At 62.9% G+C, this 16862-nt stretch carries 15 protein-coding genes and 1 riboswitch; of the genes, 4 read left to right on the forward strand and 11 right to left on the reverse strand.

Translation table 11 applies throughout. The annotated features are described in order from the left end of the window. Positions 1-26: 26 nt before the first annotated feature. From metH to pyk, 5 genes are all read right to left on the reverse strand, one after another. Positions 27-2810, reverse strand: coding sequence for a methionine synthase (gene metH / locus IEX16_RS02780; protein WP_188707145.1), 2784 nt, complete (start codon positions 2808-2810; stop codon positions 27-29). A 41-nt stretch (positions 2811-2851) separates the two neighbouring features. Beyond that, positions 2852-2944: riboswitch (S-adenosyl-L-homocysteine riboswitch) on the reverse strand. A 33-nt stretch (positions 2945-2977) separates the two neighbouring features. Further along, complete coding sequence (locus IEX16_RS02785; protein WP_188706397.1) at positions 2978-3886, reverse strand: phosphoribosylaminoimidazolesuccinocarboxamide synthase; 909 nt, start codon at positions 3884-3886, stop codon at positions 2978-2980. 80 nt (positions 3887-3966) lie between these two features. After that, the gene (gene fba / locus IEX16_RS02790) at positions 3967-5031 is read right to left on the reverse strand and encodes a class II fructose-bisphosphate aldolase (protein ID WP_188706399.1); all 1065 of its coding nucleotides are present in this window, start codon (positions 5029-5031) and stop codon (positions 3967-3969) included. A gap of 124 nt (positions 5032-5155) precedes the next feature. After that, positions 5156-6040, reverse strand: a complete 885-nt coding sequence (locus IEX16_RS02795; protein WP_188706401.1) for an alpha/beta hydrolase — start codon at positions 6038-6040, stop codon at positions 5156-5158. 115 nt (positions 6041-6155) lie between these two features. After that, entirely contained in the window at positions 6156-7589 is a 1434-nt protein-coding gene (gene pyk / locus IEX16_RS02800; protein WP_188707147.1) for a pyruvate kinase, read from the reverse strand. Positions 7590-7852: 263 nt separating this feature from the next. Between pyk and IEX16_RS02805 the strand changes: the two genes are divergently transcribed. Next, positions 7853-8953 carry a fatty acid desaturase gene (locus IEX16_RS02805; RefSeq protein WP_188706403.1) on the forward strand — a complete coding sequence of 367 codons (1101 nt, stop codon included), beginning with the start codon at positions 7853-7855 and terminating at the stop codon, positions 8951-8953. Positions 8954-8972: 19 nt separating this feature from the next. Here the strand turns inward: IEX16_RS02805 and IEX16_RS02810 are convergent, their stop codons facing one another. The 6 genes from IEX16_RS02810 to def all read right to left on the reverse strand — a co-directional run bounded on the left by IEX16_RS02810 (position 8973) and on the right by def (position 13719). After that, positions 8973-9458 (reverse strand): hemerythrin domain-containing protein, encoded by a 486-nt coding sequence (locus IEX16_RS02810; RefSeq protein ID WP_188706405.1) that lies wholly within the window; start codon positions 9456-9458, stop codon positions 8973-8975. 164 nt (positions 9459-9622) lie between these two features. Continuing rightward, positions 9623-10816, reverse strand: coding sequence for a phosphoglycerate kinase (locus tag IEX16_RS02815; RefSeq protein ID WP_188706406.1), 1194 nt, complete (start codon positions 10814-10816; stop codon positions 9623-9625). Positions 10817-10882: 66 nt separating this feature from the next. Beyond that, entirely contained in the window at positions 10883-11218 is a 336-nt protein-coding gene (locus tag IEX16_RS02820) for an AzlD domain-containing protein (RefSeq protein ID WP_188706408.1), read from the reverse strand. After that, positions 11215-11973, reverse strand: a complete 759-nt coding sequence (locus IEX16_RS02825; RefSeq protein WP_188706410.1) for an AzlC family ABC transporter permease — start codon at positions 11971-11973, stop codon at positions 11215-11217. The genes IEX16_RS02820 and IEX16_RS02825 overlap by 4 nt, the downstream gene beginning before the upstream one ends. Further along, complete coding sequence (fmt, locus tag IEX16_RS02830) at positions 11970-12947, reverse strand: methionyl-tRNA formyltransferase (RefSeq protein ID WP_188706412.1); 978 nt, start codon at positions 12945-12947, stop codon at positions 11970-11972. The genes IEX16_RS02825 and fmt overlap by 4 nt, the downstream gene beginning before the upstream one ends. 274 nt (positions 12948-13221) lie before the next feature. Further along, positions 13222-13719 (reverse strand): peptide deformylase, encoded by a 498-nt coding sequence (gene def / locus IEX16_RS02835; protein ID WP_188706414.1) that lies wholly within the window; start codon positions 13717-13719, stop codon positions 13222-13224. Between the two features lie 188 nt (positions 13720-13907). On the opposite strand from def, the gene IEX16_RS02840 reads away from it, so the two are divergent. The 3 genes from IEX16_RS02840 to IEX16_RS02850 are packed head-to-tail and all read left to right on the forward strand — an operon-like array spanning position 13908 to position 16858. Beyond that, complete coding sequence (locus IEX16_RS02840) at positions 13908-15122, forward strand: LysM peptidoglycan-binding domain-containing protein (RefSeq protein WP_188706416.1); 1215 nt, start codon at positions 13908-13910, stop codon at positions 15120-15122. Between the two features lie 32 nt (positions 15123-15154). Then, a complete protein-coding gene (gene dprA / locus IEX16_RS02845; protein ID WP_188706419.1) occupies positions 15155-16276 on the forward strand; it encodes a DNA-processing protein DprA in 1122 nt (373 codons plus the stop codon). A 57-nt stretch (positions 16277-16333) separates the two neighbouring features. Further along, entirely contained in the window at positions 16334-16858 is a 525-nt protein-coding gene (locus IEX16_RS02850; RefSeq protein ID WP_188706421.1) for a Smg family protein, read from the forward strand. The last annotated feature ends 4 nt before the right edge of the window (positions 16859-16862 follow it).

A 16862-nucleotide genomic window follows, 5' to 3' on the forward strand; every position in this document is an offset into this window, starting at 1 on the left:
CAATACTCAAGCGTAGGCGGCAAAACCTACAGGTTGGGAGCCAGCAAGCGCTGCAGGTCTTCCGCCTTCTCACCACGCCGTTTGGCCAGATCCTGCAGCTGGTCGTCGGCTATCTTGCCGACGTTGAAGTACACGCTCTGCGGATGGCTCAGGTAAAAACCGCTGACACTCGCAGCCGGCGTCATGGCCAGGCTGCTGGTCAGCGCCATGCCGATGTCGGCGGCCTGCAGCAACTCGAACATGTCCTTCTTGACGCTGTGGTCCGGGCAGGCCGGGTAGCCGGGGGCCGGGCGTATGCCCTGGTATTTTTCGGCAATCATGTCTTCCGGGCTCAGCGTTTCGCTGGCGGCGTAACCCCACAGGTCCTGGCGCACCCGTTTGTGCATGGCTTCGGCAAAGGCTTCGGCGAGCCGGTCGGCCAGCGCCTTGAGCATGATGGACGAGTAGTCATCGTTGTCGTCGTTAAAGTACTTTTCTTTTTTCTCGGCACCCAAGCCGGCTGTCACAGCGAAGACACCGATATAGTCCTCAATTTTCAAGTCATTCTGGCCTTTAGCCCCTGTCAATCTTGCACGCGCAGCTATCAAATCAGGAGTGAGCACTTTCGGCGCCAAGAAATCCGACAAACAGCGGCTGGGCCGCATCACGCCGTCGAGCGCGGTTTTTTCGGCCTGCTGTCGCAGACCGTACCAAGTCATGGCGACCTCGTTGCGCGACTCGTCGGTGTAGATCTCGATGTCGTCGCCGACGCTGTTGGCCGGGTACAGCCCGATCACGCCACTGGCCGTCAGCCAGCGGCCTTCGATCAGGCGTTTGAGCATGCGTTTGGCATCGCCAAAAACGCGCACCGCTTCCTCGCCAACCACCTCGTCTTTCAGGATGGCCGGGAAGGGACCGGCGAGGTCCCAGGTCTGGAAGAACGGGCCCCAGTCGATGTAGTCCGCCAGTTCAGCCAGGTCAAAATTCTTGAACACACGGCGGCCGATGAACTTCGGCTTGGGCGGTGTGTAGTGGGTCCAGTCGATAGGCGTGCTGTTGGCGCGCGCCTTGGCCAGCGGCCACATCGGTGTCTGCTTCTTGTTGGCGTGCTGGGTGCGCACCTTGTCATAGTCAATATTGAGATCGGCTATGTATTTGGCCGCCTGGTCAGAGAGCAGGCTTTGCGCCACGCTGACGCTGCGCGAGGCGTCCGGCACGTACACCACCGGGCCTTCGTAATGGGGTGAAATCTTGACCGCCGTATGCACCCGGCTCGTGGTCGCGCCGCCAATCATCAGCGGGATCTTTTTGATGCGAAAGTGGTCGTCCTTCTGCATCTCACCCGCCACGTACTGCATCTCTTCCAGACTGGGCGTGATCAAGCCGGACAGGCCGACGATATCGGCGCCCTCGACCTTGGCGCGCGCCAGGATTTCGTGGCAGGGCACCATCACGCCCATGTTGACCACGTCGAAGTTGTTGCACTGAAGCACCACGGTCACGATGTTCTTGCCTATGTCGTGCACATCGCCCTTGACGGTGGCAATGATGATCTTGCCCTTGGTTTTGACGTCGCCGCCGGCCGCTTCGAGCAGCAGCTTCTCAGCCTCGATGTAGGGCAGCAAATGCGCCACGGCCTGTTTCATCACACGTGCGCTTTTCACCACCTGCGGCAAAAACATCTTGCCCTGCCCGAACAGGTCGCCCACGACATTCATGCCGTCCATCAACGGGCCCTCGATCACATGCAACGGCCGGCCGCCCTCGGCCTTGATCGCCTGCCAGACCTCTTCAGTGTCGATCACGATGTGTTCGTTCATGCCGTGCACCAGCGCGTGCGACAGGCGCTGGCGCACCGGCAAGGCGCGCCATTCATTGCGCTTGCTGTCGTCCTTGGCGCCGCTTTTCGCGGTCTCGGCAACCTCGATCAGGCGCTCGCTCGGACTCAACTGTTCTTCGCCGTCCTTGTAAACGGGTGTTCGATTCAGTACCACGTCCTCCACGCGTTCGCGCAGCGTCGGCTCCAGGTCGTCGTACACGCCGACCATGCCGGCGTTAACGATGCCCATGTCCATGCCAGCCTGGATCGCGTGGTAAAGAAACACCGTGTGAATGGCTTCCCGCACCGGGTCGTTGCCGCGAAAGCTGAAGGACACATTGGACACCCCGCCCGAGACCTTGGCACCCGGCAGATTCTGCTTGATCCAGCGCGTGGCGTTGATGAAATCGACTGCGTAGTTGTTGTGTTCTTCAATGCCGGTGGCAATCGCGAAAATATTCGGGTCGAAGATGATGTCTTCCGGCGGGAAGTCCAACTCGTCAACCAGCACGCGGTAGGCGCGCTCGCAAATCTCGATCTTGCGTTCATAGGTGTCGGCCTGGCCTTTTTCGTCAAAGGCCATGACCACGGCCGCCGCACCATAACGCTTGAGCAGTTTGGCCTGCTGTTTGAAAGGCTCCAGCCCTTCCTTCATGGAAATCGAGTTGACGATGCCCTTGCCCTGAATGCAACGCAGGCCGGCTTCTATCACGCTCCACTTGGAGCTGTCGATCATGATGGGCACACGTGCAATGTCGGGTTCGCTGGCGATCAAGTTCAGAAAACGCACCATGGCGGCCTGGCTGTCGAGCATGGCCTCGTCCATGTTGATGTCGATGATCTGCGCGCCGTTTTCCACCTGCTGGCGTGCGACCACCAAGGCCTGCTCGTATTCGCCGTTGAGGATCATGCGCGCGAAGGCCTTGGAGCCGGTGACATTGGTGCGCTCGCCGATATTGACGAACAACGTGCCCGCGCCTATGGCCACCGGCTCCAGGCCGGACAGTTTCATGGGGGGAACCAGGATTTCAGACATTCACTCACCTTGCAGATCAAAGGTGAGCGCCGTTGCAAAGGCAGGCTGATAGGCCCTGCTGTCACCCAAGCCTGACGAAACGGGGTTTCGCTGCAACGCTCCTTGGGTTGGGCGTATTTTAGACCAAGCAATGGCCTGGTGGATCAGGCTGTCAACCGCGTCATTGCTTCCTGGTACTTGGCAGCGGTTTTCTCGATCACGTCCTGCGGCACCCGCGGCGCCGGCGGGGTTTTGTCCCAGGGCTTGCCGTTGACCAGGGTCTGCTCCAGCCAGTCGCGCACAAACTGCTTGTCGTAGCTGGGCGGGTTGCTGCCAGCGGCAAATGCCTGCTCGTAGCCCTCAATTGGCCAGTATCGCGAGGAATCGGGCGTGAGCACCTCATCCATCAGGGTCAGCGTGCCGTTTTCATCGAGGCCAAACTCGAACTTGGTGTCGGCAATGATGATGCCTTTGGTCAGCGCAAAAGCCGCTGCCGCTTCGTAGATGCGGATGCTGATGTCACGGATCTGCGCTGCCAGCCCGGGGCCGACCACCTTGACCACCTGCTCATAGCTGATGTTTTCGTCATGTTCACCGACCGCTGCCTTGGCAGCCGGCGTGAAGATGGGCGCGGGCAGTTTGGACGCGTTTTTCAGGCCAGCCGGCAGTGGCACACCACACACCGCCTGGCTGTCCTGGTACTCTTTCCAGCCGCTGCCGGCCAGGTAGCCACGCACCACGGCTTCGACCGGGATCGGCTTCAGGCGCTTGACCAGCATGGAGCGGCCGGTGACCTGTGGCACTTCGGCGGGCGTGACCACGCTTTCGGGCGCTTCGCCGGTCAGGTGATTCGGACACAGGTGGCCCAGCTTGTCGAACCAGAACAGCGCCATCTGCGTTAGCAGCGCGCCTTTACCCGGGATCGGCTCGCCAAGGATCACGTCGAAGGCGCTCAGGCGGTCGCTGGCCACCATCAGCAGCCTGTGAGTGCCGACGGCGTAGTTGTCTCTAACTTTGCCGCGGGCCAGCAGCGGCAGGGAAGTCAGGGCGGAGGTATGCAGGGCTGTGGTCATGAATTGCTTGCAAGGTCGAAAGGCCCGCGCAGCTTTATGCGAGCCTTTAATTATCGCTATGGGAGCGCTACTGAGGCGTGTTACTGGATGACCTGGGCCAATTCGCCCCTGGCGTAGCGGCCGGCGACGACCTGCAGGGTGTCACCCTTGATCTTGGCGCCCTGGCCTTCGCAGCCGAACTCGATGTAACGCTGTTTGCAGATCGCCTTGGCGGCCTCGCGCGCCGGCTTGAGCCATTCGCGGGCGTCAAATTTCTCCGGGTTTTCGGCCAGGAACTTGCGTACCGCAGCCGTCATCGCCAGGCGGATGTCGGTGTCGATGTTGATCTTGCGCACGCCGTGTTTGATGGCTTCCTGAATCTCTTCCACCGGCACACCGTAGGTTTCCTTCATGTTGCCGCCATACTGGCGAATGATCGCCAGCAACTCCTGCGGCACGCTCGACGAGCCGTGCATCACCAGATGCGTGCTGGGAATGCGTTTGTGGATTTCCTTGATGCGGTCGATCGCCAGAATGTCGCCAGTGGGCTTGCGCGTGAACTTGTAGGCGCCGTGGCTGGTGCCGATGGCAATCGCCAACGCGTCGATCTGGGTCTGCTTGACGAAGTCGGCGGCCTGCTCGGGATCGGTCAGCAGTTGCTCGCGCGTCATGGTGGCGTCGGTGCCGTGGCCGTCTTCCTTGTCGCCCTTCATGGTTTCCAGCGAGCCGAGGCAGCCGAGTTCACCCTCGACGGTGACGCCGACCTTGTGCGCGAGTTGCGCCACTTTTTTGGTGACGTCGACGTTGTATTCGTAGCTGGCAATCGTCTTGCCGTCGGCCTCGAGCGAGCCGTCCATCATCACGGAAGAAAAGCCGAGGTTGATTGCGCCCTGGCAGACATCGGGGTTCTGGCCGTGGTCCTGGTGCATGACCAGCGGAATGTTCGGGTACATCTCGATGGCGGCCTGGATCAGATGTTTGATGAAGGGCTCACCCGCGTATTTGCGTGCGCCGGCGCTGGCCTGCAGGATCACCGGGGCGCCGGTTTCCTTCGCGGCTTCCATGACAGCCTGGACCTGCTCGAGGTTGTTGACGTTAAAAGCCGGAATTCCGTAGCCGTTCAGGGCTGCATGGTCCAGCAGTTCGCGCATGGAAACGAGTGCCATAGAGATATTCCTTCGGGGATGAGAAGTTGCGGGTAACCGGGTGGTAACTTCCGCCATTTTACCCGCAGGGTCCGGCCCCGCCAGTCATCACCTGCAGGGGCGTCGCATATCCCGGTCCGCGCGCTCAGGCCCGTGGCTGGGCGATGAAGCGTGCGATGTCGTCGAGCACCGGCGCCAGGCCACGCAGCGGCGTGGCCAGCGCGGCCACCAGGGTCACGTGGCTGACGCGGTCATAAACCTGCAGCCCCACCGGTACGCCGGCGGCTTTGAGACGGCGGGCCAGGGCTTCGGAGTTGCGCACCGGATTCACGGTGGTGTCGCCGCGCGCGGCCAGCAACAGTGCCGGCGGGGAGTTCCTGGAAGCATGTACCAGCGGCTGCGAATCAGCCGGCGTGCCCGGCCACTCGAAGGCCACCCGCACATCAGGGTTACCTATCGGCAAAAAATCATACGGTCCGGCCAGACCGATCCAGCCGGCCAGTTGCACGGGCTGCAGGCCCGCGCCACCCAGCCAGCGCGCGTCGAGCGCCAGCATGGCGGCGTTGTAGGCGCCAGCGCTGTGGCCCATCACAAACACTTGGCGCGGGTCGGCGCCAAGTTCGCCCAGGTGGTCCACGGTCCAGCGCATCGCCTGCGCGCTGTCCTGAAGGAACACCGGGTATTTCACCTGGGGGCTGAGCCGGTAATCGGCTACCACCACCGCGATGCCCCGCGAAGCCAGCGCCTCGCCGACAAAACGGTAGCTGGCGCGCTCGCCGGTAGTCCAGCTGCCGCCGTAGAAAAACACCACGACCGGCCCCGGCGTGCGCCGCTGCAGCGGCAGATAGATATCCAGCCGCTGGCGCGCCGCCGGGCCGTAAGCCACGTCGGCGCGCAGGGTGTAACTGTTGCTGGGCACCAGGGCGTTGAGCGCACCCGAGGCCGAGCAGCCGGGCAGCACGGCCAGGCCGGCGACCGCCAGCAGGCCGAGCCAGCCGCGGCGGGAAGAAAGGGGATTTCGCAGGGTCATCTTTTGACTACGCTGCAACGGCGCCACCGGATTCAGAATGGGCTGCCGTAAAACTCTTTAGCTACTCTTTTGATAGCTACAAATCACTGCAGCACAAGGGCAGAAGGCCTTTTATTCACTCAACCCGGCAAATCTTGAGCATGTTGGTGCCGCCCGGCGCGCCCATGGGTTCGCCGCAGGTGATGGCGTAGACATCGCCGCTGGCCACGATGCCGCGCTTTTTCAGGTGCAGTTCGGCCTCGCCCAGCGCCATGTCGCGTTCTATGCTCTGGTCCATCAGCAGCGGACGCACATTGCGGTACAGCGCCATCTTGCGCTGGGTCGCGAGTTTAGGTGTCAGCGCATAGATCGGGATGTGGATGCGGTGCCGGCTCATCCACAGCGCGGTCGAACCAGAATCGGTCAGCGCCACGATGGCCTTGCAGCCGAGGTGGTAGGCGGTGAACAGCGCGCCCATGGCGATTGACTGGTCGATGCGCGCAAAGGTCATGCCCGTGAAGTCGGCGTCCAGCTTGACGTCCTCGGCCTTCTCGGCCTCGGCGCAGATATTGGCCATCTCGATGATAGTTTCCAGCGGGTAACGGCCGGCGGCGGTTTCGGCCGAGGTCATCACGGCATCGGTACCGTCGAGCACGGCATTGGCCACGTCGCTGACCTCGGCGCGGGTCGGCACCGGGTTGGTGATCATGGACTCCATCATGTGGGTCGCGGTGATGACCACCTTGTCGAGGTCGCGCGCCATCTTGATCATGCGTTTTTGCAGCGCCGGCACGGCCGCATTGCCGACCTCGATAGCCAAATCGCCTCGCGCAACCATGATACCGTCGCTGGCACGGCAAATGGATTCAAGGTTCGGAATAGCCTCGGCACGCTCGATCTTGGCAATCAGCCCCGGCTTGTGACGCCACTCGGCGCCCGCCACATTGCAGAGCTGGCGCGCCATCTCCATGTCACTAGCGTTCTGCGGGAAGCTGACGGCCACGTAGTCGGCCTGGAAACTCATGGCCGTGCGTATGTCTTCCATGTCCTTGGCGGTCAAAGCCGGCGCCGTCAGGCCGCCGCCCTGCTTGTTGATGCCCTTGTTGTTGGACAACACACCGCCTATCTTCACCGTGGCGTGCACCTGCTCACCGCGCACCGCCTCTACCGTCATCACGATCAGGCCGTCGTTGAGCAGCAGGGTGTCGCCGGCTTTCACGTCGCGCGGCAACTCCTTGTAGTCCAGGCCCACGCCGTTGATGTCGCCGGGCTCGGTGCGCGACGCGTCGAGCACAAACTTCATGCCGGTCTCCAGCTGCACCTTGCCTTCGGCAAACTTGCCGACGCGAATTTTCGGGCCCTGCAGGTCGGCCATGATCGCGACCTCGCGGCCGGCGCGGGTAGCGGCCTCGCGCACCAGCCTGGCGCGGTCGATGTGGTCCTGCGCCGTGCCATGGCTAAAGTTGAGACGGACGCAATTGACGCCGGCGCGGATCATCTGCTCAAGCAGGGCCGGGTCGCTGGACGCGGGGCCCAGGGTGGCAACAATTTTGGTACCGCGGGTCTGCATCTTCATGGTGTCTCCTGTAATTTAGTTTCTGATTTTCACACGAAAAGGTTACAAGCCGGTTACCAGCGCCCTCTGCACAGTCTGGGTATTTCGCCACCCGCGCGCAACGGCATGGTACAAACTTCGTCACACCCCCTGCACTTGTATTGATCCTAGTCAGAGCCCGCCTGCGGCGCGGCCCGCAGAATCATCAGGCCAGTCACCCACGCGGCGCCCCTGTAGCGCCCGCCAGGCAAACGATCAACCCACCGCAAGTTCTGTTCATGACACCCCTGCACGCACCCCCCCTTCCCCAACCGCTGGCGACAGACGCACCGCTGCCGCACCGCAAGGTCATCCGCGGCTGGCTGCTGCCGCTGGGCCAGCGCAGCAGCTGGCGCGCGCTGGCCTTGCTGGCGCTGGACTACGGCCTGCTGACGCTCTTGCTGACGGGTGTGATCCTGTTCGATTCCCTGTGGATCATGGCGGCCTGCGGGCTGGCCGCCGGTTTTGTCATCGGCCGGCTGTTCGTGATCGGCCATGATGGTTGCCACCAGAGCCTGACGCCTTCGCGCCCACTCAACCGCTGGCTGGCGCGCATCGCGTTTTTGCCTTCGCTGACCGCCTACAGCCTCTGGGACGTGGGCCACAACGTGGTGCACCATGGTTTCACCAACCTTAAGGGTGTGGACTTCGTCTGGGCGCCGCTGACGCAGCAGGAGTTCGCCGCGCTGTCGCCGCCAGCCCGCCTGATGCAGCGCATTTACCGCAGCGGTTGGGGACCGGGCCTGTATTACATGGTCGAGATCTGGTGGAAAAAGATGATGTTTCCGCCCCAGGGCAGCCTGGGCAACACCCGCCGCGCGGTCTTCACCTGGGATTGCATTCTGGTCAGCACATTTGCCTTACTGTGGATCGCCGGCCTGGTCGGGGCCGCGCTCGCCACGGAGCAATCAGTGGCCTGGCTGCTGGCCCTGGGTTTTGCCTTGCCGCTGTTTGTCTGGTTCAACATGATGGGTTTTGTGATCTACGGCCACCACACCCATGTGAAAGTGTCCTGGCACGATGACCGCGCCGCCTGGCAGCGCGCCCAGCCTTTTGTCTCAACCACGGTGCATCTGACCTTTCCGCTGCAGATAGGCGCGGTGCTGCATCACATCATGGAGCACACCGCGCATCACGTGGACATGAGCATCCCGCTGTACAAACTCAAGGAAGCGCAGAAGATGCTGGAAGACCTGTTGCCCGGCCGCATCGTGATCCAGCGCTTTTCCTGGCGCTGGTACTTCGAGACCGCACGCGCCTGCAAGCTGTATGACTTCACGCGCAACTGCTGGACCGATTTTGCGGGCCGGCCCACCAGCGCACTGCGTCCGGCGCAGTGAGGATTTGCGCCGCTTGAACTCAGGCCGGCAGTGCGTCTGAACAGGCGGCGCTACCGCAGCCTTCGACGAGGCCAGCAGGCAGGTCCTCAGGGCGCCTCACCACACCGGTAACCGGATCGTAGCCGGCGCGGCGCAAATGCAGCGCCAGCGCCGCGTCCATGCTCTGCGCATGTTGCGGAAACCACAGCGCCAGTTCACTGGCCATGGCACGCAGGGCGCCCAGCTTCCCATCGGCGGCTTCCGCAGCGCCTTCGCGCATCACCTGCAGCACCACCTTGTGCTGCATGCTGTGACAGTTGGTCGAGGCGAAACGGGTTGCCAGCATCCAGCGGTCTTCCTGCCCGAAATGCGCGTCGGTGTGGGTGATCAGGTCTTGCCAGGCGGCGGCCAGTCGATCGTCGCCCGCGCTCTGGGCTTGGGCCAGCCGGTCGACGAACTCGCGGTGGGTATCGTCCATGAGGGGCAGGTCGAGCGACAGGGCGTCGGACCATTCGAGGTGGGCCACAGGGTTCTCCAGAAGTGTTTCCAGAGCTTAGCCAGCAGGCGCCACCGCGCGTTGATCCATGTCAGGGATACCGGCCGCACTCGTGATTTAGATGTAAAAAAAACAGCGTCAGCCCTTATCCAACGGGCGCAAACAGCTATAAAAACAGTAGCAAATCTTCATGGCTAAGCTTCGGAACGCCGCTGCAAAACCTCGAAGGCCGGCAGGGTTTTGCCCTCCAGCACTTCCAGGAAGGCGCCGCCGCCGGTGGAGATATAACCCACGTCTTGTTCGATGCCGTATTTGGCAATCGCGGCCAGGGTGTCGCCACCGCCGGCGATGCTGAAGGCGCTGCTGGCGGCAATCGCTTCGGCAATGGCTTTGGTGCCGCCTTCGAAGGCATCGAACTCGAACACACCGACCGGACCGTTCCAGACGATGGTGCCGGCAGCCATCAGCTGGGCGGCGAGTTTTTTCGCGGTCTGCGGGCCGATGTCGAGGATCAGGTCGTCATCCGCCACATCGGCTGCAGCCTTGACCGTCGCTGGCGCCTCAGCCGAAAAGCTTTTGGCCGTGACCACGTCGGTGGGAACCGGCACCTCGGCGCCGCGCGCCTTCATCGCTTCCATCACGGCGCGGGCTTCGTCGAGCAACTCGCGCTCAGCCAGGCTTTTGCCGATCGGCAGGCCATTGGCCAGCATGAAAGTGTTGGCAATGCCGCCACCGACGATGAGCTGGTCCACCTTGCTGGCCAGCGCTTTCAGGATGGTGAGTTTGGTCGAGACCTTGCTGCCAGCCACGATGGCCACCAGCGGGCGTTTTGGATTGGCCAGCGCCTTGGAGATCGCGTCCATCTCGGCAGCCAGCAAGGGGCCGGCGCAGGCGGTCGTGGCGAACTGGGCAATGCCGTAGGTCGAGGCTTCGGCGCGGTGCGCCGTGCCGAAGGCGTCATGCACAAAGATGTCGCACAGCGCTGCCATCTTGCGGGCCAGCGCCTCGTCGTTTTTCTTTTCGCCGGTGTTGATACGGCAGTTCTCCAGCAGCACCAGTTCGCCCGGCTGCACCTGCACACCATCGACCCAGTCGGACTTCAGCGGCACCTCGCGCTGCATCAGCTCGCCCAGGCGTTTGGCCACCGGCGCCAGCGAGTCTTCGGGCTTGAACGCGCCTTCGGTGGGCCGGCCCAGATGCGAAGTCACCATCACGGCGGCGCCAGCATCAAGCGCCATCTGGATGCAGGGAATGGAGGCACGGATGCGGGTGTCTTCGGTGATATTGCCGGCATCGTCCTGCGGCACGTTGAGGTCGGCGCGAATGAACACACGCCGGCCCTTGACAAGGCCTTGGGCACAAAGATCGGAAAAACGGATGAATTTCATGGGGACTCGCAAGAAAACGGAGAAAAAATCGATGTGCCGCAATTGTAGAAGCGGCTCCAGTGAGACTCACCAGCCGAGATGGATGTGCAGCGGCAGGTACACCACCATGCCCGCAACGATGGTGCCGAGCACGCTGCGACGCCAGAAAAACCAGGCCGCGCCAGCCAGCGCAGCAAACACACGCGCGTCCCGCCAAGTGGCGATCAGCGCACCCTGCGTCATCACGACCTCGGGCACGATGACCGCCGCCAGCGCAGCAATCGGCGCATAGTGCAGCCCGCGCTGGGCCCACGCCGGCAAGGTCCAGGGTTTGCTCGACAGGAAAAAGAAAGAACGCGTGATGACGGTGACCCCCGCCAGGCCCAGGATGGTCACGACGGTCCAGCCATCGGTCTGCATCATGCGGCCTCCCCGGATTTGGGAAGGCCGGCATCCGGCTTAGCGGGCTTCTCGAGCATCAGGCACACTGCCACAGCCGCAGCAATGCCCACCAGGATGTTGAGCTTGAGCGGCAGCGCAAAGGCCGCCACCGCTGCGGCGCCGGCCACACCGGCGGAGATCAGGCGCATCCGGCTGCTGGCCAGCGACAGCGTGATGCCCAGCAAGGCCAGGATGCCGGCAAAACCCAGGCCCCAGTGCAAGGGCACGGCATTGGCCATGGCGATACCGATCAGGCTGGGTACCACCCAGGCGACCCAGGTGACGGCACAGTTTCCCGCCAAGCTGGCCTCCTGCGCGCGCAGGGTCGGCAGATCATCGGGCGGCACCGGCTTGGGATGGCGCGCGGTGAACATCACATAACTGAGGTCGGTCGTGAAGTAACCGCCGGCCATGCGGCGCCACAGCGGCTGGTGCATCATGTACGGGCGCAAGTGGGCGCTGAACACGACAAAGCGCAGGTTCACGCAGGCCGCAGTCGCCAGGATCACCCACATGGGCGCGCCGGCGACGATCAGCGGAACCGCCGCGAGCTGCGAGCTGCCAGCAAACACCACCAGGGTCATCAGCACACACTCGAACACGCTGAGGCCGGACTTGACCATGGCTACGCCGGTCATCAGGCCCCAGGCCGCCGTGCCGGCGGCAATCGGCGCCATGTCTCTTACGCCCTGACGAAATTCCGGATGGCGCCACAAGGGCTCCCTCAATGACGTCATGGCGCAGCCGCAGCCGGCCCGAACACCATTCCGGGCGCCAGCGCAAATCCACGCAAAAACTGCGCGGCATCGAGCGCCTTGCCACCCGGTTTTTGCAGGCGTGTCAGGCGCAGAGCGCCGTCTGCCGCAGCAACATCCACCCCCTGATCGCCGACGGCCAAAACCTGACCCGGTCGCGCGCCTGCAGGCAGGGGCCCCGGCAATACAGTCGCCGCCCAGATCTTGAGGGTGTCACCGGCCACCGAACTGGCGGCCACCGGAAAGGGGTTAAAGGCACGGATACGACGCTCAATCACTGCTGCGCCGTGGGTCCAGTCGATGGCGGCCTCGTGCTTTTCAATTTTGTGGGCGTAACTGATGCCCTGCGCCGGCTGCTTCACAGGGGTCAGCCCGCCACAGGCCGCAAGCTCCAGCGCCTCGACCATCAGGCGACCACCCAGAGCCGCCAACCGGTCATGCAGGCTGGCGGTGGTGTCGGCCGGAGTGATGGCGGTTTTTTCAACCAGCAGCATGTCGCCGGTGTCCAGCCCCGCATCCATCTGCATGATGGTGATGCCGGTCTGGAAGTCGCCGGCCTCGATGGCGCGGTGAATCGGCGCCGCACCGCGCCAACGCGGCAACAGCGACCCGTGAATGTTAAAGCAGCCCAGCCTCGGCGTGGTGAGCACCCACTGCGGCAGGATCAAGCCGTAGGCGGCAACCACCATGGCATCGGCGCGCGCGCCCTCGATGGCGACATGCGCCGCGGCAGCATCTTCGGGGTATTTGCCGTCCAGCCGCAAGCTGCGCGGCTGGACGACTGGAATGTTGTTTTCGAGGGCGAACTGCTTGACGCTGGAGGCCTGCAGCTTCATGCCGCGCCCTGCGGGGCGGTCCGGCTGGCTCAAGACCAGCGCAACCTCAAAGCCAGCCGCGTGGAGTTGCGCCAAGGCCACGCGGGCGAATTCGGGGGTACCTGCAAAAATAATGCGCATCAGATGATTTTCGCCGAGGTCTGGCCTGTCAGAAACCTGCCAGCCCATTTTCTGCCGCGCTACCTGACCGAATGCGCCTTCGGGGCATTTTCTTCATACCAGCCGGGGCCGCGGAACCGGCTTCGCCGGGCCGCAGGCGCAGCGCCCCCTTGGGGCTGATGCCTGCGGCTCCGAACCTGCTTGCGCAGGTTTGGACAGGCATCAGAAGCGAAGCCTCTGGCGAGCGGCGGCCTGCAAGGTGCAGAGAGCGACACGCAGTGCGCGAACGAGGGGGCTATTTCAGCTGCTTGATCATCTTGGTTTTGATGCGGTTGCGCTTGAGCGGCGACAGGTATTCGACAAAGACCTTGCCCATCAAATGGTCCATCTCATGCTGCACACACACGGCCAGCAGGCCTTCGGCGCTGTGGATTTGCTGCTTGCCGTCCAGGTCCAGCGCCTGGACCTTGATGGCGCTGGCGCGCTCCACGCCGTCGTACACGCCGGGCACCGACAGGCAGCCTTCGTCATTGATCTGGGTTTCAGGGCTGGACCAGACCAGCTCGGGGTTGATCAGCACCAGTGGCTGGTCACGACCTTCGCTCACATCAATGACAACCAGGCGTTCATGAACATTGACCTGGCTGGCGGCCAGGCCAATGCCGTCGGCCGCGTACATAGTTTCCAGCATGTCGTCCACCAGGACACGGATGCGCGCGTCCACGGCAGACACCGGCTTGGCCACGGTATGCAGGCGCGGATCGGGGTAACAAAGAATAGTCAGTTGGGTCATGGTGGCAAACAATCAGATGTCGCTATTTTCGCTAATTTTCGCTAATTTTCAGCATTCGGGTCGTTCTGAAATCGCATATTCGTTGCCTAATCAAGGGCTTAAGTACAAAATCGCTAGTGATTTATCAAGTTACAAACACGGCATTCGGCCCCCTCACCACAGGCCATGCCAGCCCCAAGGGCCTCAAGATGCAAACTATGTCTGGTCGTTTCAGTCAATTTTCAATGGCGGCAGCCCTGCTGGTGTGTACGGCAGGTTTGCATGCCCAGAATTTCCCGATCACGCCTGGCCAACGGGCCACCGCCAATCAGGTCGCCCAAACCGGCGTGCCGCTAGCCGACCTGGTGCCCAACGCACCGGATGAATACACTGTCAAACGCGGTGACACCCTGTGGGGCATCTCCGGCATGTTCCTAAAAAGCCCGTGGCGCTGGCCCGAACTCTGGGGCATGAACCTGGAGGACATCCGCAACCCGCACCGCATCTACCCCGGCCAGCAGCTGTATCTGGACAAGGCCAACGGCCGCGCCATCCTGCGCACCCGCCGCAGTGCCGACGGCACGCCCGGCGGCACAGTGCGGGTATCGCCACGCACGCGTTATGAGTCGCTGGCTGACGCTGCGGTTCCCACCCTGTCGCCGCAAGCCATCGAGCCCTTTCTATCCGAGGCGCTGATCGTTGACGAAGCCGCCTTTGCCCTGGCGCCCCGCATTGTGGCCACCCAGGAAGGTCGCGTGTTGCTCAGCCGCGGTGACCGCGCCTATGCCCGTGGCGCCTACAGCAGCAAGGACGGCGGCAAACCCCTGAGCACCGCCAAAGGCGAACCGGTGGACTACCGCGTTTTCCGCAATGCCACGCCCTTGAAAGACCCGAGCACGGGTGAAATTCTCGGCTACGAAGCACAGTTTGTCGGCAAGGCTGAATTGGTGCGCGGCGAAACCACGGTTGACATCGTCGGCAAGGACGGCAAGGTATCGACGGAAATTGTGCCTGCGACCATCGACATCATCTTCGCCAAGGAAGAAATGCGGGTCGGCGACCGGCTGGTACCGGAGCCTCCCCGCGAACTGCTGAGTTACGTGCCGCGCGCGCCGACCACACAGATCGAAGGGCAGATTGTCTCGATTTACGGCAGCGCTGTCCGCTTCGCCGCCGGCAACCAGGTGGTCGTGCTCAATCGCGGCGCCCGAGACGGTCTGGAACGCGGCCATGTGATGGCGCTTCAGCAAAGCGGTGTCCAAATGACCGACCGTACCGACTCAGCCCGGACCCAGATCCGGCTGCCAAACGAACGCAATGGCTTGCTGATCGTTTTCCGCACCTTTGAAAAATTGTCTTATGCCCTGGTATTGCAGGTCAATGACGGCGCGAAAGTGGGTGACCGCTTCGTCAATCCGAACTAGACCGATCCCGTCAATGCCGAGCGCGATCCGCCATGGAAGCCGCTGAACTTGGCGCCTGGTTGCGCCTGACGCTGACGCCCGGTCTGGGCGACACCGCGTCGCGCAAGCTGTTGGCGGCTTTTGGATCAGCACAAGCCATTTTTGAGCAATCTGCCGGCACCTTGCGCCAGCTGGGCTCCGACAAGCTGGCTAACGCGCTGCAGACCGTGCCCGACACTCTGGGCGCCCAGTTGCAGGCCACGCTGGAATGGCTGCAGGCGGGCGACGACCGGCAGGTGGTCACGCTGGGGGATCCCTGCTACCCCGCAGCACTGCTCGACATCGAGGACCCGCCTTCCATGCTCTATATGCTTGGAGCCTTTGGTACACGGGCGCAAGCAGCTATCAAAAACAGAGCGCTTTGTCTGGCCATGGTGGGCAGCCGCAACCCGACGCCGCAAGGCGAGAGCAATGCACGGCAATTTGCCAAAGTGTTTGGCGCGGCCGATCTGTGCGTGGTGTCCGGCCTGGCGTTGGGCGTGGACGGCGCGGCCCACGACGGCGCCTTGCTGGGCGGCGGCACAACGATTGCGGTCGTCGGCACCGGCCTGGACCGGGTGTACCCGAAAAAGCACCTGGACCTGGCGCACCGGATTGCACAGGACGGCTTGATCATCAGCGAGTTCCCGCTGGGCACGCCACCACTGACCGCAAACTTCCCCAAGCGCAATCGCCTTATTTCCGGCCTGTCCCAGGGAACGCTGGTGGTCGAGGCGGCGCTGAAATCGGGCTCGTTGATCACCGCGCGGCTGGCCGCCGAACAAGGCAAGGATGTGTTTGCGATTCCGGGCTCCATCCACTCCCCACAGTCACGCGGCTGCCACGCGCTGATCAAGCAGGGGGCCAAGCTGGTCGAATCGGCGCAGGACGTTCTTGAAGAACTCCGTCTGCCTTATGCGGCGAGCAGGGCGAGCGCCGGCCCGGACAGCGATGACGAACCGGAGGAAGCGTACCTGCTGACAGCCATGGGTTTTGAGCCTGTCAGCCTGGACGCACTGCAGGCACGCACCGGCCTGCCCACATCCGAATTGCAAGGCCAGTTGCTGGAGCTGGAGCTGGCCGATGCGGTCGCGCGCTTGCCCGGCGGCCTGTTTCAGCGGATCTCCCTGGGCTGAGCCCGACACTGACTGCCGGACCTGCGGGGCGGCGCCCAACTGCGTTATATTGGACGCATGTTTGAAGTGCTGGTGTATGTTTACGAAAATTATTGGCAGGGCGACGCCTGCCCCGAGTTGCACCAACTGAGCCGCAAATTGACGGCGGTCGGCTTTGAAGCCGAAGAGATTCAAGCGGCTCTGGTCTGGCTCAATGGTCTGAATATTGCCGCCCAGAACACCCAGATTGGCCTGCCGGATGAAGCTGGCGTGACGGGCGGCCCGGTGGTGAAGTCCACCATTGCAACAACAGGATTTCTGCCCCAGTCTGCTGCCAGCCTGCGCGTGTATTCGGTTGCCGAACAGGAACACCTGGGCGCGCCAGCCTTGGGTTTCGTGAGTTTCCTCGAATCTTCGGGCGTATTGCCGCCGCACATGCGGGAAATTGTCATGGACCGCGCCATGGCCGCGCCGGGCGACCCGCTGGCGCTGGACGACCTCAAGATCATTGTGCTGATGGTTTACTGGAGCTTTGGCGAAGAGCCAGATGCTCTGGTTCTGGACGAACTCTGCGACGACGCGGACTTCCGCATTGCGCATTGAGCCC

Origin of the sequence: Polaromonas eurypsychrophila (genome assembly GCF_014641715.1) — a bacterium.
GTDB classification, from domain to species: Bacteria; Pseudomonadota; Gammaproteobacteria; order Burkholderiales; family Burkholderiaceae_C; genus Polaromonas; species Polaromonas eurypsychrophila.